General features: G+C 53.1%; 17 protein-coding genes. 9 read left to right on the top strand and 8 right to left on the bottom strand.

The window, feature by feature from the left end:
• Positions 1 to 121: 121 nt before the first annotated feature.
• Positions 122 to 1,513 carry a cytosine permease gene (locus NKF26_RS18320; RefSeq protein ID WP_253226842.1) on the bottom strand — a complete coding sequence of 464 codons (1,392 nt, stop codon included), beginning with the start codon at positions 1,511 to 1,513 and terminating at the stop codon, positions 122 to 124.
• A gap of 165 nt (positions 1,514 to 1,678) precedes the next feature.
• On the opposite strand from NKF26_RS18320, the gene NKF26_RS18315 reads away from it, so the two are divergent.
• Both NKF26_RS18315 and NKF26_RS18310 read left to right on the top strand, forming a co-directional pair.
• Complete coding sequence (locus NKF26_RS18315; RefSeq protein ID WP_253234707.1) at positions 1,679 to 2,914, top strand: Zn-dependent hydrolase; 1,236 nt, start codon at positions 1,679 to 1,681, stop codon at positions 2,912 to 2,914.
• Between the two features lie 2 nt (positions 2,915 to 2,916).
• Positions 2,917 to 3,954, top strand: a complete 1,038-nt coding sequence (locus NKF26_RS18310) for an LLM class flavin-dependent oxidoreductase (protein WP_066147465.1) — start codon at positions 2,917 to 2,919, stop codon at positions 3,952 to 3,954.
• A gap of 23 nt (positions 3,955 to 3,977) precedes the next feature.
• Here NKF26_RS18310 and NKF26_RS18305 read toward each other — a convergent pair whose 3' ends face one another.
• Positions 3,978 to 5,360 (bottom strand): dihydroorotase family protein, encoded by a 1,383-nt coding sequence (locus NKF26_RS18305; RefSeq protein ID WP_253234706.1) that lies wholly within the window; start codon positions 5,358 to 5,360, stop codon positions 3,978 to 3,980.
• Positions 5,361 to 5,532: 172 nt separating this feature from the next.
• Positions 5,533 to 6,885, bottom strand: coding sequence for an aspartate aminotransferase family protein (locus NKF26_RS18300; protein WP_253226845.1), 1,353 nt, complete (start codon positions 6,883 to 6,885; stop codon positions 5,533 to 5,535).
• Positions 6,886 to 7,057: 172 nt separating this feature from the next.
• On the opposite strand from NKF26_RS18300, the gene NKF26_RS18295 reads away from it, so the two are divergent.
• Entirely contained in the window at positions 7,058 to 8,530 is a 1,473-nt protein-coding gene (locus tag NKF26_RS18295) for a CoA-acylating methylmalonate-semialdehyde dehydrogenase (RefSeq protein ID WP_253234704.1), read from the top strand.
• Between the two features lie 66 nt (positions 8,531 to 8,596).
• Here NKF26_RS18295 and NKF26_RS18290 read toward each other — a convergent pair whose 3' ends face one another.
• The 5 genes from NKF26_RS18290 to NKF26_RS18270 all read right to left on the bottom strand — a co-directional run bounded on the left by NKF26_RS18290 (position 8,597) and on the right by NKF26_RS18270 (position 15,808).
• Positions 8,597 to 9,910, bottom strand: coding sequence for an aspartate aminotransferase family protein (locus NKF26_RS18290; RefSeq protein ID WP_253226847.1), 1,314 nt, complete (start codon positions 9,908 to 9,910; stop codon positions 8,597 to 8,599).
• Positions 9,911 to 10,095: 185 nt separating this feature from the next.
• Positions 10,096 to 11,181, bottom strand: coding sequence for a C45 family peptidase (locus NKF26_RS18285; protein WP_253226848.1), 1,086 nt, complete (start codon positions 11,179 to 11,181; stop codon positions 10,096 to 10,098).
• A gap of 18 nt (positions 11,182 to 11,199) precedes the next feature.
• Complete coding sequence (locus NKF26_RS18280; RefSeq protein ID WP_253226849.1) at positions 11,200 to 12,672, bottom strand: sodium:solute symporter family protein; 1,473 nt, start codon at positions 12,670 to 12,672, stop codon at positions 11,200 to 11,202.
• Positions 12,673 to 13,006: 334 nt separating this feature from the next.
• Positions 13,007 to 14,176, bottom strand: coding sequence for a M20 family metallopeptidase (locus NKF26_RS18275; protein ID WP_253234703.1), 1,170 nt, complete (start codon positions 14,174 to 14,176; stop codon positions 13,007 to 13,009).
• A gap of 153 nt (positions 14,177 to 14,329) precedes the next feature.
• Positions 14,330 to 15,808 (bottom strand): aldehyde dehydrogenase, encoded by a 1,479-nt coding sequence (locus NKF26_RS18270; protein WP_253226851.1) that lies wholly within the window; start codon positions 15,806 to 15,808, stop codon positions 14,330 to 14,332.
• A gap of 162 nt (positions 15,809 to 15,970) precedes the next feature.
• On the opposite strand from NKF26_RS18270, the gene NKF26_RS18265 reads away from it, so the two are divergent.
• The 6 genes from NKF26_RS18265 (at position 15,971) to NKF26_RS18240 (ending at position 22,806) form a co-directional block, all read left to right on the top strand.
• Positions 15,971 to 16,714, top strand: a complete 744-nt coding sequence (locus tag NKF26_RS18265) for an SDR family oxidoreductase (RefSeq protein ID WP_253226852.1) — start codon at positions 15,971 to 15,973, stop codon at positions 16,712 to 16,714.
• Positions 16,714 to 17,970 (top strand): ArgE/DapE family deacylase, encoded by a 1,257-nt coding sequence (locus NKF26_RS18260; RefSeq protein ID WP_253226853.1) that lies wholly within the window; start codon positions 16,714 to 16,716, stop codon positions 17,968 to 17,970. The genes NKF26_RS18265 and NKF26_RS18260 overlap by 1 nt, the downstream gene beginning before the upstream one ends.
• 275 nt (positions 17,971 to 18,245) lie before the next feature.
• A complete protein-coding gene (locus NKF26_RS18255) occupies positions 18,246 to 18,737 on the top strand; it encodes an Lrp/AsnC family transcriptional regulator (protein WP_253226854.1) in 492 nt (163 codons plus the stop codon).
• A gap of 164 nt (positions 18,738 to 18,901) precedes the next feature.
• Positions 18,902 to 19,777: a universal stress protein gene (locus tag NKF26_RS18250; RefSeq protein WP_253234702.1), complete on the top strand. Its 876-nt coding sequence runs from the start codon at positions 18,902 to 18,904 to the stop codon at positions 19,775 to 19,777.
• A 1,269-nt stretch (positions 19,778 to 21,046) separates the two neighbouring features.
• Positions 21,047 to 21,718: a glycerophosphodiester phosphodiesterase gene (locus NKF26_RS18245; RefSeq protein WP_256487739.1), complete on the top strand. Its 672-nt coding sequence runs from the start codon at positions 21,047 to 21,049 to the stop codon at positions 21,716 to 21,718.
• A gap of 272 nt (positions 21,719 to 21,990) precedes the next feature.
• Entirely contained in the window at positions 21,991 to 22,806 is an 816-nt protein-coding gene (locus NKF26_RS18240) for a winged helix-turn-helix domain-containing protein (protein ID WP_253226857.1), read from the top strand.
• Positions 22,807 to 22,872 lie beyond the last annotated feature (66 nt).

Here is a 22,872-nt window from a genome sequence, read left to right as displayed (position 1 = left end):
GGAGTCCCAACAAACTATCGAATCAGTAACTCCACTTCACTGACTCCGCCTCAGAAATTTGTATCTTAGTGTCCTGCTATGAGTACTTCTCTACAACGATCTTAGAAGCAGCTCTCCGCGGTCAATCGTTGCTGCTCTTTGTGGAACTCCGGTTAGTGTCCGCGACGAGATCGGTGAGGAGTTGATCGAATTCAAATCGCTTTAGAGCACAGTAACAGACAAATCCGATCGGCAGTCCCACCATCCACGAGATATCGAGGAAGGGGATACTCACGGCTGCCCCCAACAAGAGGCTGACGAGTGCGGACATCGAGAACCCGCGAATGAACCAAAACTTCGAGCTTTTATCTACTGTGTAGAGTGACGTGATATCGGTATCGCGTTTCCTGATGATCCAGTAGTCTGCGATCAGAATTCCAAGAGCCGGACCGAGGAAGACGGAATATGCGTTGATGAACGTGTAGAATATATTGCTCGAAAAGAGATACCAAGGGAAGGAAACGATCGACAGCGCACTCGTGAGAATTACTCCTTGGCGCCACGAAATACCGAGCGAATCCTGGAAAACGTGAGTTGGTGGGAGGATGTTGAGGGTGAGATTCGTCGAAATCTGTGCGCCCAATACGAACAGCAACATCGCACTACCGACGAGCGGATTGGGTGCGACGATCATTATCGCCTCGATCGGGTTCGCATTTCCGGTCGAGACACCAAAGACCAGCCCCACCAATAGCATGAACATCATCGGTGGTGCGATACCGAAGGCATGGCCCAATACCTGGTTACGAGCACCTCCCTTTTCCTTGAGATGGCGGCTGAGGTCCGAGGCGTTGAGTGCACCCGTAATAATGAATCCGACGGCCGCCGAAATCGTTGCGTAGAACTGACTACCCCACGATCCGGAGTAGTTGATAACGTCACTGGGAATATGCTGCGTCGTGAGAACGAGATACACCGTATATGCCAGCAACAGTCCTAGAATCCCGGCGGCGATCGAATCGAACCACTTGATGGATGTGATCCCATTGAGTGCGAGGCCAACGTTCAGAAGAACGAACAGAACGAAGTACACCCAGACGTTTCCAAACCCCCACAACGTCGTCGTGATCGTTTGAATCGCAAGAGCCCCGATCCAGTTTCCGATACCAAGCCATCCGATGGCAGGAATAATTCTCAGATAGTTCGGAATGATTGACCCCCGAGTGCCAAAAGCAGACCGTGTCTGAACGGCAAACGGGATTCCTTCTTCGTAACCAGGGAATCCGTTCAGAATGAAAAATATCGTTGCAATGATCGTTCCGATCGCGATCGCGATACCCGCTTGAACGAGATTCAAATTCCCGTGAGGATAGACGGCGAAAAACGCGACAGCAAATGCTTGGACGATAATTAGCGATGACCACCAGACCGGAATGTAGTGGGAGAGACCCATTGTCCGCTCGTCTCGTGGAATCGGACTCAATCCCTCGAGTTCCGTCGTATCGTTCGCGTTGTCTTTTGAATTTTCACTCATGGATTAACCACCTGATCTTGGGATACCATACACCATGTCAATGCATACACTTATTTAAAACTTCGGGGCAGAATAGGACGTTGTAAAGAATACAGAACCAATATTAGTATAATAGGCTCATTTACCGGGAAAAGACTTAATAGTGTTTGCGCCGCCATCGTTGATATGCCCATCGAGATAGACCGGAAACGGTTTGTTGATACAATGAAAAAACAAGCCGAAATCGGTGCGACTGAAAACGGCGGACTGCATCGTTTGGCACTTTCCGACGACGACCGAGAAATTCGTGACTGGTTTTACGAGCAGATGGACGACGAGGGTCTCGACATTCGCATCGACGAGTTCGGAAACATGTTTGGCCGACGGGAGGGACGGAACCCTGAAAAGGGGACGATTCTACTCGGGTCACACCTCGATTCACAGCCATACGGAGGGATATACGATGGTGCACTTGGCGTCATTGCTGCCCTCGAGTTCGTTCGTACTCTCAATGACGAGGAAATAGAGACCGAACATCCAGTCGAGATCGTCAACTGGACGAACGAGGAAGGGTCACGGTATCAGCCTGCGATGCAAGGAAGTGGCGTATGGGCCAGTAACCACGACCTCGAGGAAGAATACGACAAAACAGACGAAGATGGGAACCGATTCGAGGACGAATTGGAGCGAATCGGATACAAAGGGGATGTACCGGTAACTCCGACGGAAGACTACGACGGCTACTTCGAACTCCACATCGAGCAGGGACCGTATCTAGAGGAGAACGACATGGACGTTGGAATCGTTACGGGCATCGTCGGTTTCACCTGGGGTGCAATCACCTATTATGGTGAAGCCGATCACACAGGACCCACGCCCATGCATTACCGCAGTGATGCACTCATCGGGGCGGCGGACGTGATCACACAAATTCGGCGAATAGCGAACTCGCTTGGGGAGCGAACCGTCGGTTCGACCGGTTTTATGGATGTTCAACCGAATTCGATCAACATTATCCCTGGTGAAGTCACGTTCACGTGGGGCTTTCGTGACCCAAGCGATGAGGTCGTCGAAGACGCCTTCGACCGCGTTCTTGCCGAGGCGGAGATGGCAGCGGAACGAGAAGGGCTCGACTGGGAATGGGAAGAACGCATGCGTGCCCCATCCGTTGACTTCGCCGAGAGAAACATCACAGCGGTCGAACGGGCCACGGAAAACCTCGGATACGACGCGATGCGGATCTTCAGTGGAGCAGGTCACGACGCCACACACGTTGCCGATGTCATGGATACGTCGATGGTATTTGCCGTCAGTGAAAATGGAAAAAGCCACTCCGAGGAAGAGTACACGAGCTGGGACGACTGCTACATGGCGGCAAACACGTTCGCGAACGCTGCACTCGAACTCGCAATGGAGGACTGACCATGGCAGACCCACAATTCGATCGCGTTGGAATCTGGAATTGGGAGCGCGAAGATATCGCCGACGAAGTACGGTATGCCCAGTATGCAGAATCAAAAGGATTGGACTCAGTTTGGCAGGGTGAGTCGCGCCTCGTTCGAGATGCGATGACCGTCATGGGCGCATATACGCAGGTCACCGACGAGATAGACATCGCCCCCGGTGTGACGAATTGTTATACACGGAACGTGGCGTTGATGGCCCAGACGTTCTCCACGCTCGACGAACTCTCCGGGGGGCGGATGAAGCTCGGCATCGGTGCCTGGTGGGATCCCCTCGCATCAAAGGTCGGCATCGACCGCAAGAACCCACTTCGGAGAATGTGGGAATACTGTACTGTGGTTCGGAAATTGTTCGACCTCGAGAACGTGACTTACGAGGGTCAGACTCTCAACGTCGAGGACATCGAACTCGATCTCGTCCGTTCGGACGCTTCACCACGGGATGTCCCAATATACATCGGTGCCACGGGCCCGACGATGCACAAACTCACCGGTGAACTGGTGGGTAACGGAATTGCAGGCGGTGTGTTCATGAACTATCTCATCCCACCCGAACACAACGAACTCGGCATGCAGAAGCTCACGGAGGGAGTCGAGAAACAAGGTGGCTCGATCGAGGACGTCGATCGACCACAGCTGATTGCAGTCTCGATGGATGAGGACCGCCAACGAGCGATCGACCAAGCCCGTGGGCTGGTAACCCAATACATCGGACAGCAGCCACACATTAGGAAGGGATCGGGTATCGCCCCCGAGCTCGGTGACCAAGTTGAGGCGGAATTAGGAAGCTGGCCCGCAACGGCCGAGGATATCGAACGTGCAAGCGTCCTCGTGGATGACGATATTGTGACGAACGTGGTCGCTGCAGGGACCCCAGAGGACGTCGTCAGTCGTGTACAGGATTATTGTGACGCAGGATGTACGGAGCCCGTTCTCTACTCGTTAGGTGATAACGTAGAGGAAGTTATCGACGTCTTCGCAGAGTTCAAATCGGAATAGCGATCACTGCGAGTTTCGGTTGCTCACTGTGTATTCCAGTCAGGGACTTCACGTTCGATAAACTGCCCATATCCTGGGTCTCCAACGACTTCCCCGTCTTCTGCGACGACGTCTCCTCGGACGAGGGTTTTCTTCACGCGACCGGTGACCGTTCGTCCTTCGTAAATCGAGAATTCGGCTTTACTGACGTTGTCGTCGGCAGTGATGGTATACGTTTCATCCGGATCCATGAGAACGATATCCGCGTCCTTCCCCGTCTCCAACGTTCCCTTTTCCGAGAGCCCAAACGTGTCGGCAGGGTTCGTGGCCATCACTCGTACCACGAACGACGGTGAGAACCCTCTGCGATTCACTGCTTCATCGTAGAACACCGGTAAACTGACTTGAAGGGCGTTCGCTCCAAACGCACTATCCCACCAGTTTTCGACCTGTTTTTGATCGAGTCGATATCCACAATGGTCGGTCGAGACGACACTCAAACAGCCGTTGTGAAGATGTTCGAACATCGCCTCTATGTCATCCGGCTTTCGAATCGGCGGTGCAATCATGGGGAGATTGCCCATCTCCTCGAAGATCGAATCGTCGAGCGTACAGTAATGGGTGCACGTTTCGGCACGAATCATGCTGCCGTCGTCTTGGAAGTACTCCAGAATGTCGGCCGCTTTCCGACACGTCGTGTGTATTCCGTAGTACTTCATCCCTGCTTCGACCGCCATTCGCGCCGCATCCTCAGCCGCCATGGCTTCCGCATAATCCGGACGTGATTTCGGATACCATTCCGGATCCCCTTTTCCTTCCGCTTTGAATTGTTCGGTCAGCGAGTCACAGATCGATGGGTCTTCCGTGTGAAACACACCGACGGCATCTTCCGCCGCGATATGCTGTATGGCTCTGTTCATGAATCCGTTCGAAAGGCCGTGCTCGTATGCGGTGAACATCTTGAACGACGTCACACCAGCATCGATTACGTCGGGGATTTCATCGAAAACAGCGGGGTCCTCTCGTGTGATTGCACCGTGCAGACTGTAATCGACCAATGCATCTTCCCCTTTCTCCTGTTTTCGCTTGACGCCTTCCAGTAGCGTCCCATCTTCGTCCCAAATTCCCATCTCACCGTCCCATGCTTGCCATGCAAAGTCGATGTAAGAAGTCGTCCCACCGACAGCAGCGGCACCCGTTGCGGATTCGTAGCTATCGATGGAGAACATATCATCGATGTGGACGTGTGGGTCTATCACGCCGGGCATCACGAGTAAGCCGGACGCATCGATCGTTTCGGATGCGTCCGGTAACGTTTCATCGGTTCCGATACCAACGATTTTCCCATCGTCGATTGCGATACTAGCGTCGGTTTCTCCTGTAGCAGTTACCACCGTTCCACCGCTAATTATGGTCTCAACTACCATGGTAGGAAATAACTCTCATTGGTGAAAAGTATTGTGCTCAAAAGAACAATATTATACTAAATTCCCCCATATCATAGTCTAAATGCGGTAAAAATTGGACAAATACCAATTGAGGGCACAGAGATCCACAAATCAAATACTCTGATCGTGGTGTCGATCAACGCGGATGAGATCAGTCCATGATTCCATCCTCCATCGCCTCGTCCGATACCTCGAGGGAAACATCGAGTGCAGCGACCGCATCGTCGATCTCGGCATCCGTGATCGTGAGCGGCGGTGCGATAATGAGGGTGTTGATCATGTTCGCGACGTAGACGCCGTTTTCGTAGGCTTTGGCCGCCACCTCATCTACGACTGTACTCCCCTTGCTGACTTTGTCGTCCCGAGTCCCGAACGGGACTCGCTTGTTCGGGCTCTTCGTCAATTCGATTCCACGGAAGAGTCCAACACCCCGTGTGTCACCCACGCTGGGGTGACCGTTTGCGAGGTCATCGAGACGAGATTCCAGATATTCTCCAGTTTCCCGTGCCTGGTCGATGAGGTTTTCCGATTGATACGTTTCGACAGCCGCGAGCCCTGCAGCGACCGCCGCTGGGTGACCGGAGTAGGTGTGCCCGTGGCAAAACATATCGTCTTCGAAGTGGTCGGCGATTTCACTGTTAACGATGGTGGCACCGAGTGGTTGATACGCTCCGGTCAATCCTTTTGCCATCGTCATAATGTCGGGTTCGACGTCGAACACGTCACAGCCAAACCACTCACCGGTTCGTCCAAATCCGGACATCACCTCATCACAAATCAAGAGAGCGCCGTGTTGGTGTGCGATCTCCTTGAGTCGGGGGAGGTACTCATCGGGTGGCACGAGGATCCCATTCGAACCGACGATCGGTTCGACGAGTACCGCTGCGACAGTATCGCCTTCCAACTTCAGCATTTCCTCTATGTACTCGAGACTCTGCATCGGATCCAATGTCGACCCGTAGGCGTACGGGTCGGGGGCTTTGATCGTCCCCGGTATGCCGGGCTCTGCTGCAAGCCGACGAGGATCCCCCGTTACGCTAATGGACCCGTAAGTTGCTCCGTGATAGGAACGGTATCGAGAGATGATCTTTTGCTTTCCAGTATAAAATCTCGCAATTTTGATCGCAGCCTCGACCGCTTCCGTCCCGCTCGTCGAGAAGAACGTCTTCGAAAGGTCACCGGGTGTAACCTCCGCTAATTTCTTTCCGAGATTTGCACGCGCTTCCGTGGTGAAACCCGGAGCGACGTATGCCGTTTCATCGATTTGTTTGGAGACGGCCTCCGTAACGCGCTCGGCGGAATGACCGAGATTCGAGCACATGAGCTGTCCCGAAAAGTCGATGTATTCGTTCCCGTTCGCATCGGTGAAGGTGACGCCGTCGGTGTCTATTACTTGTGTTGGGCTCACTTCACTTTGAAACGACCACGTACCGAAGACGTACTCTTTGTCAGTCCGTTCTATCTCGTTGAGAGTGGTATCGGACTCACTTTCTTGACCAGACATCGTTCTATCCTCTCTACTCTGCACGAGTTGATTAATCTTTGGTGATTATGCGGTGTTGTAGGACATTGTCCGTTAGTAAATCTTCATTCAGAACAATATCCTCATATTTATCTTCGAGTTGGATTTGGTGAGAAAGTGTTATGAGGTGGGGAGACAAATGCGCACATGACTCATGACGATGGAAACTCCGATCGACGTCGATTCCGTACAGAATTACATCGATGGGGAATGGCGAGCCCCGAGCGGTTCCGACGGCCAAGATATCGTAAATCCTGCGACGGAAGAGACGATAGCACACACGAACTTCAGTGCTACTTCCGACGTCGACGAGGCAGTGCAGGCTGGCTATGAAGCGTTCTTAGAGTGGCGAGAGGTTCCGGTTGAAGAACGTATCCAACCACTGTTTCGATTGAAACAACTACTCGAGGATCATCAAGACGAAATCGCGGAATTGCTGGTCAGAGAACACGGAAAAACGTTTCAAGAAGCGAAAGGAGAGCTCCGCAGAGGCATCGAAAACGTCGAAGTCGCCTGTGGTATTCCATCGCTCATGCAAGCGGGCCACCTCCCGAACGCTGCCCCGGAGATCGATGAAACCGCCGTCCGGAAACCACTCGGCGTGTTCACCGCAATCACGCCGTACAACTTCCCGGGAATGATTCCTCTTTGGTTCCTTCCCTACGCGGTTGCCACTGGTAACGCATTTATCCTCAAGCCGAGCGAACGCGACCCGCTTACCGCACAATATTTGTTCGAGCTCGTGGAAAACGCTGGATTCCCTGACGGGATTTTACAACTCGTGAATGGGAGCAAGGAGACGGTCAATACATTGTTGGAACACGACGATATCGCGGGGCTATCCTTCGTCGGAAGTACGCCAGTGGCCAAGTACGTGTACAAAACGGCTGCAGCCAACGGGAAACGGGTTCAAGCGCAAGGTGGAGCGAAAAACCACATCGTTGTCGCCGAATCCGCCGATCTCGATTTCGCTGCCGAGCAGACGATCGGATCCGCCTTCGCGAACACCGGACAACGGTGTCTCGCTAACCCCGTTGCCGTCGTCGTCGACGAGGTTTACGACGAATTTGCCGATCGGGTGGTCGAACGCGCCGAGAACATGACCGTTGCCGATGGGTTGGCTGACGACTCCGAAATGGGGCCGCTCATCACGTCAGATCAGCAAGACCGGGTCGAAGAGTACATTGGAGAGGGTATCGAGGACGGTGCAGATCTCCTCTTAGACGGCCGCGAACTCGAAACACCCGATACTGGGAATTTCCTGCGACCGACGATCTTCGGCGATGTCGATCCGGAGATGAGTATCGCCTGTGAGGAGATTTTCGGACCGGTCCTCGCGCTCATCCGCGCTGACGATTTCGAGGACGCCCTCGGAATCGTGAATCGAAGTCGGTTCGGTAACGCCGCTAGTCTCTTTACCGACCGGGGAAGCGATGCCCGAAAATTCCGCCATACGGTCGACGCTGGTAACCTCGGTGTGAATACAGGGACGGCCGCTCCGATGGCATTCTTCCACTTCGGCGGTTGGAAGGATTCCTTCTTTGGCGACCTCCACGCCCAAGGTGAAGACATGATTCATTTCTACACCGATAAAGCGGTCTACATCGAGCGATGGCCTGACGCCTGACATCGCTTTCTCTGCCGTTTTCAACCAACCCCGTTCTCCACCAACTCCAACGAGGGTGAGTGGCTCTCAATCGAAGACTACTGTGATAGAGTCATCGAGTACATCCATCGCCCGGTCGGTCTCGGACTGCGTTGCGATCAGCGGTGGAGAGATGATGATCTGGAACCCAGGGCGACCACCTCCCAGCAGGATACCTCGGTCGTGACATTCGTGGAGGACCGCCGAGACGGGGTTTTGCCCGTCGTCGACACGTGGATCGTGGAAGGAAGTCTCGGTCTCCGGGTCGGCGAACTCGACAGCCCACAGCCCTCCTCGTCCACGAACATCACGGACGACATCGTGTTTCGATTCCAACTGTCGAATTCGAGATTCAAGCCCCTCTTCCAGATCAGTAACACCATCGATTATGCCGTCTGCATACTCATCGATTGCGGCACAGCCAGCGGCACACGCCATCGGATGTCCCCCAAACGTCTGTCCAATGTCGAAACCGTTCGTCCGAACGAACGACGCAATCTCCGGCGTTACCGAGACGCCCGCGAGAGGTGCATATGCGCTCGTAACGCCTTTTGCAAACGTCAGCATATCCGGTTCGATGTCTTCGGTCTGAACGCCAAACCAGTCACCACAGCGACCGAATCCTGTGATGACTTCGTCGGCGATGAGGAGGATGTCGTACTCATCACAGAGGTCACGAACGTGGTCAAAATAACCCGGGGGCGCGGTGAAAGCACCGCTCGTTCCGGCGATCGGTTCGGTGAGGATGGCGGCAACCGAGTCAGGCCCTTCGTTTCGAATCACGAATTCGAGGTGCTCTCCGGCACGCTGTGCCAGTTCTCGAGGATCACTGGTGTCGAAGGCCTTTGGAATGGGTGGGAGAAACTTTGCTGTGCCTGAAGTAGCAGCGTGCCGTTCTATCGTTGCCCGTGTTTCGGGATCACCTGTTAGCGCTCCTGCACCGTACGTTCCACCGTGATAGGACCGCCAACGGGTGAGTACCGTTGGTGCGTCCTGATACTCACGCGCGAACTGTACCGCGATTTCGTTGGCTTCGCTTCCGGAAACCGAGAAAAACGTGTGGGACAGTGATTCGGGTGTGACGCGTGCGAGCTTTTCTGCGAGTCGGTCGCGGGTCGGTGACCGTTTTGCCGAGGAAACGTACGGTATCTTTCCTGCCTGTTCTTCCATTGCTTCGATCACTGCCGCGTTACTGTGGCCGAGGTTGGTGCAGTACAACTGCGAGCAGAAGTCGAGGTATTCGTTTCCATCCTCGTCCCATACTGTCGCATCTTCTCCGTCAGTGATACTGATGGGCCTAGAATCCGGATCGTACCAATGGTGAATCGAAACCGGCTCCGTTCCTGAATCCTGCTGGGACATAGTGAACGATTTTTCTCCAAAATAATAAACGCTCGTTTGAACAATGTTCGAAATTTCGGGGTAAGGGGGAAGTCAAGAGCAAGTGATTCCATAGCGGAGTGCGGTCAGTCAGTGAGCGGTTCGATCTCGTTCCGACGAGTTTCGTCCCTCCAGCGGTCTAGAAAATCACTCCCTACCGCTTTCCACTATTCTCCAAGGCGATAGGTCCGATAATCTTCGTCACACGGAGGTCCGTATGTGGCATGCAGAGTGCGGTCGTCGAGATCGAGAATTACGCTCGTGTCTGTCCGACTGCGCTCTTCCACGGGAGCAGTCTGATCTTCGTGTCGACAGATACTCGCGGGACGACCGAAGTGGTCACAAAGAGCGGATTTCATTATTTCAGTGTCTATCGCTCCACGTTGGTGTTCGAACAGTCGACGAAGTCGATTTGCTCGATAGAGCGAGTCAGGGAGCTGTCGTTCCATTCGGCTCTCGAAACCGGACGTCAGGAAGTGATTGGCGTGTGTGACGATTCCCTCCCGTGGATAGACATAGTCGGTCCGGTTGGGCGACGTTTCGATGTCTATCACCTCTCCATCACCATGACCGACGACGTAATTGGCTGAACAGGCATGCGGTGTGGCGATAATCGATTCGAGTGCGCTATCGAAGCGTGTCGCATCGAGTATTTCCCGACAGCGAAGGTGGAAGGGTTTCCGAAACGGGTGTTCACCATCGTCCGGAGAAACGAGGCCATTAATCACGAGGCCGATACCGTGTTCGTTGACGCCCATCTTTCCGCCGACGATACCTGCCTCCGTGATCGCGATGTGGTCGCTTCCATCGCTCTGATGAATCTCGGTTACCAAGAGCGTATCTGCGATGGGTACCGCCCAGTCCCAATTCTGTCCAACATACGTTTTCCCGTCGGCTGTCGCCGTCGGAAGGAGACCGAAACTGGTGCACCCGTCCGTTCCGGCCGTTTGATCGGAATAAGACGCATAGAGTATCTCGTATCGGACGTTGAGAAGCATTACCTCCTCGATTGGAACACCACTTCCGTCTGCGATACCACGCAATTCCGAGGCGTAGTCGGGGTTCCACTCCTCCACGAGGGGGACGTACTCGGTCGCTTGGCGTCGAACGACTTCCTCTTTGGCACCGTATTGTGCAAACCGTGTCAGGTACGTTTCGACGTTCATACGAATCTCTTCCGCGAAGCGTTCCCCGTGTGTGAGGCCGCGTTCGTACGGTGATCCGGTCAGAACGAGATGTGGTAATGATGTCATCGATCTTTTCGTATGGCGTTAATCATCCGAAGCGGCGTATTCCTGTCGTGGACCACTTCCCTGATCCGGAAGGGCATAATAGCCGACCAACAACACCAACGCGGCCGACCCGACACCGATGAACGTCGCGGGGATGCCGATGCCTCCACCGAAGAAGTTCGCGGCAAGGCCCAAGACCGTCCCAACGACGATGGAGGCGAGTACAGCCCATCCGTTGACATCCGAGAGGTAGAGTGCTGTATAAACTGGGATGAGGAAAGCGCTCGTCAACAGGATCGCACGAAGGTTGTAAAGACCGATAATCGTGTCCGGTGGGTTGACGGCCGCCGCGGTCGCAGTTATTCCGAAGACCACGGTTGCAATCCGTGAAACCCGAAGCTGTGATTCGTCCGATGCGTTCGGCCGGAAGTAGCTGTAGATATCACGCGCCGTAGTGATGCCCGTCGAATGAAGTCGTGTATCCGTCGTCGAAAGGATCGCACTCATGACGGCGAGAATGATGACGACACCGATCGAAGTCGGCACGTAATCGGTTATCAACGTCGGGAACGCGTTATCCACAGTGTTGATCGACAATCCAGCGTGTCCCAGTGCGACGGTCGTTGCACCGCCCAGGACTACGAGAGCAGTGTAGAACACCGAAAGAATGACGCCGGAAGCTGCGAGATGGATTTTCGCTGTCCGGACGTCCTTCGTCGCGGCGATACGCACGATCATGTTCTGTTCCGTGAATATCGTGCCGAAAAACGCGATGACGGATGCGATGACTCCGATTATCGTGTAGGCACCGTCTCCGAGGGGTGCAACGTTTGCTGAACTCATCGCGGCAAACTCGGTATTGATGGCAGTGAATCCACCCAAGTCGAGCACCATGTAACCGAGTGCGAACAGAACGGCCGCGACCATGATCGTTCCTTGAAGGAGGTCCGTCCACGCCACGCTAACGAGACCTCCGAGGACGGTGTACGTGATGAACACGACGCCGATGACCCACACCATGTACTCGTACGGAACACCGGTAATCGTCGTAACGAGGAGGCTGGCCCCGACGAGTTGCATGATAAGGTACAGCCAACCGTTCGCGAGCAACACCGCTCCTGCAATCGGTCGAGCCGCTTGTCGTCCGGTCAGATCCGCGATGATGTCGGGCAACGTCAGGTGGTTCAACTGTCGAACGCGACCGACGACGAAGTAGAGACCGCTCACCCCGAGCATCAGTCCCAAAATGGTACCGGTCATGAGGGAATAGCCGCCGCCATAGACGGCTCCGATAAATCCGATCACGCTGACTGCGCTCACGAAGTTGGCAACGAGCGACCAGGTTGCCAAGGTCGGTCCCATGCTCTGACCCATCACCCAGAAGTCCATGACATCTGTCGTTTTCCGATATCCCCAGATACCGATGGCAAGAACGATAAGCAAATACACCACGAACGCGCCGAGATAATACGGGTTGACGTCAGCCATCGTTGCGGCCCCCGTCCGTTGCACGTGGTTCCGTCGCCGTTTTTCGAATGTTCTCGTCAATCGGTTTCCCTAACAGAATGTGGACTATCGTGTAGTGAATTGCGCCAAGACTCCCGGCTAAAATCGTCGCGACGAACACCAGGAACATCGCTGTTGGCATGCCATACAGTGTCATGTTTGACCCTACCACATAGAATACAATTTTCGGATGTAAATCTATCGGTTGTCATTGTACAATATTGTAGGAAATTATTTGATCATCGTATTTTATCCTCCAATCGGAGCCAATTCAAGTATAATATCCCTCCTCCGACGCCGACCACTCGTGATAATCGCTACACGCTACGCTGGACCGTTATTACGATACCTCTGTGAGCATCTCTTCGGTTGCGCCGAGAAGAGCATCCAACCCATCCATAGCAGCGGAAAGGTCGACGTGCTCGTCGTACGTGTGAGCCTGTGCCAAGTCGCCGGGACCCCAAGTGATTGCTTCTGTATCGGCATCGTTGATAAAGTTACGAACGTCGGTTGATGCACTCACCCCCCACGGTTCCGGGGATACGTCCGCGACCCGTGCGGAGTGCTTTCGGAAAATACCCGCAAGTACGCTGTCTTCGTCTATGGCAGCTGATTCGTACGTTCGCGTCCGGTTCCACGAGATGGTAACACTGTGTTCCTCTTGGACGCTTTCCACTAGCTCATCGATCTCCGAATCGATTTGTTCGATGGATTCATCCGGGAGAAAACGCCGATCGGTGGTGATCTTTGCCTCTTCAGGGACGACGTTCTCTTTCGTACCTGCTTCGAACATCGTCACCGTCGAATAGGCTTGCCCGACCAGGGGATCGGTACGTTCCCTGACTGTGGAATCATACTCATCGAGTGCGTCCAGCATTGGTTTTGCATACTGAATCGCGTTCGTGCCCTGATCGGGTCGACTCGCGTGTGATGGGTCGCCCGTAACGGAGATCTCGTACCACGCCAGACCCTTCTCACTCGTCGCAGTGTGCAACCGAGTCGGCTCGAGTACGACACCATAATCCCCGTCATAGCCGTTTTCGAGGAGGGTCTTCGTCCCGGGTTCGGCCGTCTCCTCACCGATTGCTGCATGAAAAACGAGCGATCCTGGAAGCCTACCGGATTCGATATCATCCGCAAAGTGAGCTACCGTCAACATCCCTATCGCAACACCGGTCTTCATATCGACGCTCCCACGACCGTAGAGACGCCCATCGACTGCTTCGCCGGCATACGGATCGTGCGTCCACTGGTCTCGGTCCCCTGCCGGGACGACGTCGATGTGCCCGTTCAACACGAGCGTTGGTTTGCCGCTCCCAACTTTGACGCCAACTTGAGGTCGGTCAGGATATGGATCATCGATGATCTCCGCTTCGATATCTCGTTCTCCGAACCAAGTGGCGATAAACTCCGCACACGCTTTCTCGTTACCAGGTGGATTCTCCGTTTCGATACGGACTAAATCTCCAATCAGAGTCGTCAACTCCTCCCTTTGTTCCGTGTTGCCCATGCACAAATACTCTCTGCATTGTTCAAAAGATTTGCGATTAGATGTATCTCATTCGCATATATCTTCCTATCCAGTATTATGTCCTAAAATATCGATTAGAACAATACAATATGCGTGAGCTTGTAAGCAACCTTTCCGGGATACCGATATGGATTATGCTCCAGGAAGCGTCCCGCTGCCATCCTCACTGATGTCGATCGCGACGTTCTTGGTTTGTAGATACGAATCCAGTGCTTCCAAGCCCTTTTCGCGACCAATACCGCTGTATTTGTAGCCACCGAACGGGGTTTGTGTCGTATCTCCGAACCACTTATTCACATAGACATTGCCTGCCTCGAGATAGCGTGAAAGACGATGTGCCCGAGTGATATCGTTCGTGAATATTCCTGCCGTCAACCCGTACTTCGTATCGTTGGCGATCGATAGTGCCTCTTCTTCGTCGTGAAAAGAGATCACCGAGAGTACCGGACCAAATATTTCCTCTTGCGCGATTCGCATCTCGTTTTTGACATCGATGAAGATCGTCGGTTCGACAAAGTATCCCGGTTGATCGGGGACCGTTCCTCCAATCAATGGTGTTGCACCCTCCTCTTTTCCAACTTCGATATACTCCAGAACCCGGTCTTTGTGTTCGGCGGACGCAAGCGGACCGATGTCAGGGTCAGTTTTTCCGGGGCCGATTTCGTACTCGTCGACGATCGAAGCGATTCGCTCGACCAATCGATCGTGGATATCTTCGTGAACGAGGAGACGATCGGCGGCCGAACACACCTGTCCGGCATTCGTAAAAATGGCAGTAGCGATGCTTTCAGCGGTCCGATCGAGCGACGCATCGGGGAACACTATCGCCGGATTTTTCCCACCGAGTTCGAGTGTCACCGGTGTAACAGTATCTGCTGCATGCTTCATAATCGATTGACCTGTCGTGACGCTTCCTGTGAAGGTGATCGTATCGACATCGGAGTGGGACACGAGGGGTTGCCCAGTCGATTCACCGGTTCCAGTTACGACGTTGACGACACCATCCGGAAGGCCGGCTTCAGAACAGAGTTTGGCGAGCCGGAGGGTGGACAGGGCTGTCTGTGGAGCCGGTTTGATGACGACTGTGTTTCCGGCAACCAATGCCGGGGCGACACCCCGAGCAAACAAATTCCCAGGGAAGTTCCATGGTGTAACCTGTGCACTTACTCCGTATGGTTCACGGAGTGTGAAATCGACTTGATCCGGTCCAACTGGTACGCTTTGTCCCTCGAGCTTATCAGCAACCCCGGAATAGTATTCGAAATATCGCCACGCACCGCGCATATCGCTTCGAGCCTGTGAGATCGGTTTCCCTTGATCTTTGCATTCGATGGCCGCTAATTCGTCGATTGAATCGTGTATCTGTCTCCCAATTCGATGGACAATGCGACCACGTTTCTCCGGAGCGACATCTCGCCACGACTCGAAGGCAGTCCGAGCTGCTGTGACGGCACGGTCGACATCGCGGGAGTCAGCTACCGCAATTTCTGCGAACGAATCACCCGTCGCGGGGTCGTCGGTCGAGATAAACTCGTCCGTGGACGGGGGCATTTGTTCCCCATCGATGAAGAGGGGATATCGTTCTTTGAACGAAATGTCTGATTGAACCATGCACAATCTCTATTCGCCATAACGATAGTACTTTGGCAATAATACGAGAATAATACAAATAGAAGAATAATATTCACATATTGTCGTCCTATTCGGATTATAGACGGAATTACGGGTTGGCCAAACCGAAGTTTGATAGCAAATGCCACGAGATAACTTCGCATGAGCTTTTCAGAAAAGACCGTTATTGTAACGGGTTCGGGGTCGGGGATGGGTCAAGCCATCGCAGAGCGATTCGCGTCCAAAGGGGCGGCAGTCGTCTGTGCGGATATCGATGACGATGCTGCTACTCAAACTGTCGAGAGAATCGAACACGATGACGGCATCGCACTTGCACTGGAGGTTGACGTTTCGTCCGAAGAGGACGTGAAAACGATGGTCGAACGAACGGTGGCGGAGTTCGGTTCGCTAGATGTGTTGCACAACAATGCAGGCATTCCGCAACAGGCGACCCCGGTCGAGGACGTTTCCGAGACCCAATGGGACCAGATCATCTCTGTCAATCTAAAAAGCGCCTTTCTCGGAGTGAAACACGCCGTCCCGTATCTCCGCGACGATGGGGGCGTCGTCCTCAACACAGCATCTACGGCAGCGATCCGACCGCGAACTGGACTTTCGGCATACGTTGCATCGAAAGGGGGAATGGTCGCTATGACGAAACAACTCGCTTATGAACTCGCGCCATCCATCCGGGTAAATGCCATTTGCCCAGTGGCGACTGATACGCCGATGCTCCCGAAGTTCGCTGGGGACGACCTCAGCGTCACCAGTATGCAAGAGACGATTCCACTCGGGCGTCTCGCCGAACCGATCGATATCGCCGCGGCGGCTACCTTCCTCGCGAGCGATGACGCCAAGATGATAACGGGAACCGCCCTCGAAGTCGATGGCGGGAGGGATATCTAATGGTGACGAAGCAGGCCATATACAACGAAGTCGACGATCGACGCGATGAAATCGTCTCCCTCCTCTCTTCGTTTCTCGAAATTCAAACGGAAAACCCACCGGGCAAAAATTATCGAGAAGGTGCGTCCTTTCTCGATACGGTGCTATCGAAACGGGGATACGATGTCGAATTGATCGACGTTCCCGAAAACGTCGTAGAACGGCACTATCCGGAACGATCCCACTTGGATCGGGTCAACGTGCTAGGTCAGAAATCGTTCGGGGATGGGCCGAACATCCACTACACCGGTCATTACGATGTCGTTCCCGCAGGGGAAGATTGGACCAAAAACCCGTTCGACCCAACGATAGAGGGAGATCGAATTTATGGACGCGGTGCCAGCGATATGAAATCCGGTATTGTCGCCAGTCTGTTTGCGATCGACGTACTGGAAGCCGTCGATGCTGGATTGGAAGGGTCGGTTACACAGAGCATGACGGTCGACGAAGAAACGGGTGGGTTTACTGGCCTCGGATATCTCGCACACGAAGGATACCTCGATGGCACCGATTATTGTGTATACACCGAATGCTTCGACTCATCTCGGGTCTGTCTCGGCCACCGTGGGGTTCTGAAGTTCAAAGTCGTGACGCATGGACGAAAAGCTCACGGGTGTATGGCCCACGACGGAATCAACGCCGTTTCGACGATGAACGATTTCTTAACACGTATCGAGGAGTATCGGACAAAGCTTCACCAGCGCTCGACTGACCTTCCGGTCACACCAAGCGAATCTCAACGAGCGGATATTTCGGTGACGATGATGGACGCGGGGTACTCCGAGAACGTCGTCCCGGACCGCTGTACAGCGACATTCTATCGGGTACTCGTTCCGACCGAATCGGTCGCAGATGTGCGAAACGAGATTCGGGAACTGATCGGTGAAACGGAGGACAGTATGGACGCCTCCCTCGACTATGATGAAATCATGTTCGCGGAACCGACAAACGTCTCCCAAGATTGCAAAGTGAGCCAAACGTTCGCACGGAACGTCGATTCGTTTCACGGAAATACCGAATTCGTCATTTCCCCCGGTTCCGACGACCAACGCTTTGTCGTCAACGATGCAGGCATCGATCAGTGCATCGTGTATGGCCCTGGACGTTTGGAACAGGCCCACGTCGAGGATGAGTACGCATCGATCGAAGACATTCTTACTGCGATCAAAGTGATGGCAGTTTCGACTGCACAGCTCATTGGCGACACGGATGAATAGCTCACCCAATTGCTACCTACCGAAATCGGTCCAATGAGTCGTTCGAAAACGACCGTAGCGTATCGAATGGATGGAGTATGACCAAGAATTAGTTTAGTCCTCAAACCCCGACTGTAGAGCGACAAACGGAAACTAACTTGCGGAATCGTATGACATTTTTAAGTATAAAATTGTCGTTCGGTACGTTTGAACAACATTCTATGGATGCTATACAAATTAGAAGTATTTACCAAATAGCGTGCTATTCATATACGTTGGAGGGAGAATGTAGGATAATGACCAAGGGATATTCGACGAGTGATGATTTCGATGAAGTCGACGTGAAACTGCTTACGTTCATCGAAAGAGATTTTGATGTAAGCTTAGATAAACTGTCGGAAGAATTAGATCTTTCGAAATCAGCGGTCCATTATCGGCTCAACAAGATGAAAGAGAGCGGCGTGATTAGAGGTATTACTGCCGATTTGAACCCAGAACCGTTCGAGCTCGATATGGTGGCGATCACCGAGGTATCCGTCACCCACGAGAAAGGTTACTCGACCGATATCGGAAACAAGCTCGCAGATATCAATGGCGTCGAACAAGTATACTATACGATGGGCGATGTCGACTTCATGGTTCTCGTCCGTGTGCAGGATCGAAATCGGATGAACGAGGTCATCGATGAGATGGTCGCTATCGAAGGTGTTAACGAGACATCCTCCCGATTCGTCATGGATGAAGTAAAGAACAACCCGAAATTCATGGACAATTTCTCTCAAGAGTGATTAAAATCGGAGAGGGAGAGAACGCATCAGAAGGGAAAAGAGACAATTAAGTAGAGTATCGAGATAGAGTCACAGATTACCCCGTTGTATCTCTTCCATCCGAATCGAGGAAGTCCAGAGTATGCTACCCAAGAATCTAGTATACGGCCCACCAATAATCATTCATGTACGACCGAATTCTCGTTCCAACCGACGGGAGTGAAAACGCGGAAGCAGCCGCACGGTACGGATGCTGGCTCGCGGACGCATTCGATGCGACTGTCCACATATTAAGTGTCGTTAATATCAGCACATACACCGATCAACTCTCCGACATTGATGAAGTCAATCGGGAACGTCGAACAGCATTAGAAGAACGAGCCAAAGAGGCAGCGACCGGAGTTGAAGAAATCCTCGATCGGACATCAGAAATTCCATATAAGTCGGACATCGAGCACGGCACTCCATACGAAGTGATCCTCAACTACGTTTCGGAGAACGATATCGAACTCACCGTGATGGGGTCACATGGGCGAGGCGGACTCGACAGGCTACTGCTGGGAAGTGTTACTGAACGTGTTATACGAATGAGCGACGTTCCAGTGATGGCAGTGCCGCCTACCCGGACAGATCAAGAGGCGGTCGAATGTGATTCGATACTCATCCCAACCGATGGGAGTGTTGCTGCTGAAGCTGCTGTCACACGGGGAATAGCCATCGCTGACCAGTTAGAGGCAACTGTTCACGTCCTTTATATAATTGGGAGTGGAAGAGGGTTGCCAACTGTGTCAGACCCAGCACGCACTGAAGCCGAGAGAGTCGTCAGGTCAGTCGCGGACAAAGCGGAGCAGCGTGGAATAGAGGTACAAACGCACGTCCAAGCAGGTTCCCCGTATGGCAATATCCGGAATTTCATAACCAACCGTGGAATCGATCTGGTTACTATGGGAACGCATGGTCGATCCGGAGTCAAGCGCTATCTCCTTGGTAGTGTAACAGAGAAGATATTACGCACAAGCGATGCACCAGTTATTGCAGTACGATTGACGAAGTCGGAATAATTACGAAATTTTGGTATATTGACCCCTAATGAGAAGTTCTTTAGTCCTTCTTCACAGCGTTCGATGACTGGTACTCGTGGGAGACTGTTTGGGTCGGATCAGTTCATCAACGGACTTATCGGGAGGCTATTCATCATGATTTTCAACCTTCTTCGGGCGTCATTGATTTTTATTTGATAAAAACCATTCGAGCGGGCGATGGACGGTGCGCTTGGGTAGCGTGAATCAGATATCGAGCAATTCCTCTCGAGTCATGATTATATTCGTGAATTCGAATTTGTCAGTGATCCTCGTGATAGTGATTCTCTTGAGTAGTCAAATCGCTTTAGGAGGTACCAGCAATTAAATTTCTATAAGAACTGGAGATTGTAGAACGTGAGAAACGGATCCACAAAATTGTACTCGTTTACTCGGACTGCCGTGTGGAAAACAGTGCTCTTGGACCTTTTTTGTTCACTTGCACGCTCCTGTTTCTCGCAATCGTTTTTGTGTCGTTCGCAGGTAGCTATCTGGTGGTCTACCATACCGACGGCAATCGAATTGTTCCGTCGCTCCGAATTTGAGAACACATTTCGCCGAATCAGACTATCTATAGTTGGTACTCAAGCACCTACTATTGGCTGATTCAACGACACCGAATCAGTGTAGATTCAGTTCCTTCTGCACTGAAGTAGGGAGGAATTGGAGTGGAGCGAGGAGGTGGATCGGGGTGATGGCGCCAGATCCGGGTGATGTCAAAGCGTCCTCGCTACATGTTATCATTAGTCATGATATGATAAATGCTTTGTGGCACTCTGAAAAATGAAAATGAGAAACATCTTTCAAGAATACTCATTCACCAAGAGTACCGTCTGAATCCTGGAGCCTCCTAATAGATTCAATGTTGAGATGATGGACAGTGAGTAGAGCAGATATCCGCAAGCACAGCAATGTCCTTCCGGAATTGTTCAGAGAATAGCTTACGTCGTTTCTACGTAGCAGAGACGGTCATAGGGAATATATCCAACAAGATCTTTCTCCTCGTTACGAAGTTGTAAACCGTTGTCTCCTTCTCTTATCTCGTGACATTCTATCTCCTTGTCATCAGTCGTTGTGGCTACTAACTTTCCCATGGAGTAAGAGTGGCTTCGGAACTAATGAAGGTTTCCAGCATGCAGTACTTACTCACACGAGGTTGACGTTCAGTCGCAATCGCAGTGTGAAGTCGAACGAAAGCCGGTACCTTTCCAAACAGCTTTACTGGAATGATGAATAGCGACGGGCACACTAATGCGTGTGATCGCTCATCGTGGATTCGATGCGCAGTACTCCGCCAATACGGTGGCAGCTGTCGAGCAGGCGATTCCTGAGGCGGACATGATCGAACTCGACATTCGCCGGTGTGCATCAGGCGAACTCGTAGTCGCACATAACTCGCTCGTCGATATCAATATCGATGGCGTCACTGAGGTAGATGATCTCACTGCTTCGGAACTCGCTTCTCTTGATGCTCACGACGGTGAAGGCATCCAGACGCTATCGTCGGTCCTATCTGTTATTCCGTCCCAGATAGACGTCAATCTCGAGCTCAAGGACCCTGCAATCGTCGAACAGGCGCTCTCGATGGCACGCGAGACGTCACATGACGTCATCGTGTCCTCGTTCGACGCGGACGCGATTCGGCAAGTCAACCTTGACGGTGCCGAGGGTGTCGAACTGGGGTACGTGCTCGGGCTTTCCCCAGGAGACAACCTCGCAGTTGCGAAAGAGCTCAACTGTGACTACGTCCACCCGAACGCGTGGCACTGTCTGGTCACCAGTATTGTCGCCGATGCACATGATATGGGTATGATGGTCAATGCATGGACTGTCGATTCGCGTTTGGGAGCCTGGATACTCGCACGACGGGGCGTTGACGGGGTCATCGCGAGTTCGCCACACGTTACAGAGTGGCTTGAGTGAGTTTTCACTCACCTGAAAGCTGTCTCAGTGGTTCAGCATATACGTTCGTCCTCGTGTACTTCCATACGCTCCCTGGAAGTCATAGACGAATCCGTAGAGGTTTCGCTCGTTGGACACTGCGTCGCTGTCGACGAGAAATTGAATCTGCTGATGGACATTGTATTCGACGAGTTGATTGATGACCTCAAGACCTGATGTCTCAGTGTCGACACGGTCGGATTCAAGACCATTTCACGTAAAAGGGCTAAGCAGTCCGAGCGCCTATACTATGTATGGCCACTGGTATCGACACCATCGAGTTCCTGGCCCGGTCGCCCCACCGTGTCGGAGTCCTCGAAGCATTGATGGATGAATCGACCGACCGTCGGGACCTGTGCGAGATCACTGGGGCCTCCTCTCCGACGGTCGGTCGGGTGCTCGCCGACTTCGAGAACCGCCAGTGGCTCGACCGAGATGGCCCGACGTACGCGCTTACTCCCCTTGGGGAATATGTCGGCGACCGGTTCTTGGCCCTCCGAGACGCGATGGAGATCGAACAAAAGCTCCGTGATGTCTGGCCGTGGCTTCCACACGAGATGCCGGGGTTCAGCGTCGATCTATTCGCCGATGCGGTGGTCTCGTTCCCCGGCCCGGGATACCCGTACGAGCCCGTCGAGCGACTCGGGCAGCTCATTGCATCGACTTCGACAATGCGCGGGTTCGACAGCATCGTCTACAAGTCGAGCAACCTCGAGACAGCCTGCCGGGCGATCCTCGATGGAATGCGATTTGAGTACGTGTTCACACCAGAAGCTCTGGAGGGAACGTTTACTTGGGACCCCAACCGGATGTCGGAGGTTGTCGCCTGCGATAACGCGACTGTCCTCGTCCACGATCATCTCCCTGACGGCGACCGATGCGGCCTCGGCATCGTGGACGACCGGGCAGGCATTTGCTGTCACGACGTCGAGACCGGGGCACTGGTGGCGGTTATCGACACCGACGCATCAGAGGCCCGCGAGTGGGCCATCTCGGTCTATGAGCAGGTTCGCAAGGAGGCGACACCGGTCGACCCAGAGGCCTTCGAGTCGTCCCTATCTCTCGAATAATGCCGGTGACTACCGCCGCTGTCAGCCGGGAGTGCTCGTCAGTCATCGTTCGCTGACACGGTCGCG

The sequence above is a fragment of the Haladaptatus sp. AB618 genome (assembly GCF_024136965.1).
Lineage (GTDB): Archaea > Halobacteriota > Halobacteria > Halobacteriales > Haladaptataceae > Haladaptatus.
Note: the sequence above shows the minus strand (reverse complement) of the source record. Positions and strands in the feature narration are given on the sequence as shown.

Excerpts from the sequence above, each read along its gene's own strand:
- NKF26_RS18270 (WP_253226851.1), bottom strand. The coding sequence starts at position 15,808 with ATGGTTCAATCAGACATTTCGTTCAAAGAACGATATCCCCTCTTCATC.
- NKF26_RS18305 (WP_253234706.1), bottom strand. The coding sequence starts at position 5,360 with ATGGTAGTTGAGACCATAATTAGCGGTGGAACGGTGGTAACTGCTACA.
- NKF26_RS18265 (WP_253226852.1), top strand. The coding sequence starts at position 15,971 with ATGAGCTTTTCAGAAAAGACCGTTATTGTAACGGGTTCGGGGTCGGGG.
- NKF26_RS18310 (WP_066147465.1), top strand. The coding sequence starts at position 2,917 with ATGGCAGACCCACAATTCGATCGCGTTGGAATCTGGAATTGGGAGCGC.
- NKF26_RS18275 (WP_253234703.1), bottom strand. The coding sequence starts at position 14,176 with ATGGGCAACACGGAACAAAGGGAGGAGTTGACGACTCTGATTGGAGAT.
- NKF26_RS18240 (WP_253226857.1), top strand. The coding sequence starts at position 21,991 with ATGGCCACTGGTATCGACACCATCGAGTTCCTGGCCCGGTCGCCCCAC.
- NKF26_RS18255 (WP_253226854.1), top strand. The coding sequence starts at position 18,246 with ATGACCAAGGGATATTCGACGAGTGATGATTTCGATGAAGTCGACGTG.
- NKF26_RS18260 (WP_253226853.1), top strand. The coding sequence starts at position 16,714 with ATGGTGACGAAGCAGGCCATATACAACGAAGTCGACGATCGACGCGAT.
- NKF26_RS18290 (WP_253226847.1), bottom strand. The coding sequence starts at position 9,910 with ATGTCCCAGCAGGATTCAGGAACGGAGCCGGTTTCGATTCACCATTGG.
- NKF26_RS18285 (WP_253226848.1), bottom strand. The coding sequence starts at position 11,181 with ATGACATCATTACCACATCTCGTTCTGACCGGATCACCGTACGAACGC.
- NKF26_RS18245 (WP_256487739.1), top strand. The coding sequence starts at position 21,047 with ATGCGTGTGATCGCTCATCGTGGATTCGATGCGCAGTACTCCGCCAAT.
- NKF26_RS18315 (WP_253234707.1), top strand. The coding sequence starts at position 1,679 with ATGCCCATCGAGATAGACCGGAAACGGTTTGTTGATACAATGAAAAAA.
- NKF26_RS18295 (WP_253234704.1), top strand. The coding sequence starts at position 7,058 with ATGACGATGGAAACTCCGATCGACGTCGATTCCGTACAGAATTACATC.
- NKF26_RS18250 (WP_253234702.1), top strand. The coding sequence starts at position 18,902 with ATGTACGACCGAATTCTCGTTCCAACCGACGGGAGTGAAAACGCGGAA.
- NKF26_RS18300 (WP_253226845.1), bottom strand. The coding sequence starts at position 6,885 with ATGTCTGGTCAAGAAAGTGAGTCCGATACCACTCTCAACGAGATAGAA.
- NKF26_RS18320 (WP_253226842.1), bottom strand. The coding sequence starts at position 1,513 with ATGAGTGAAAATTCAAAAGACAACGCGAACGATACGACGGAACTCGAG.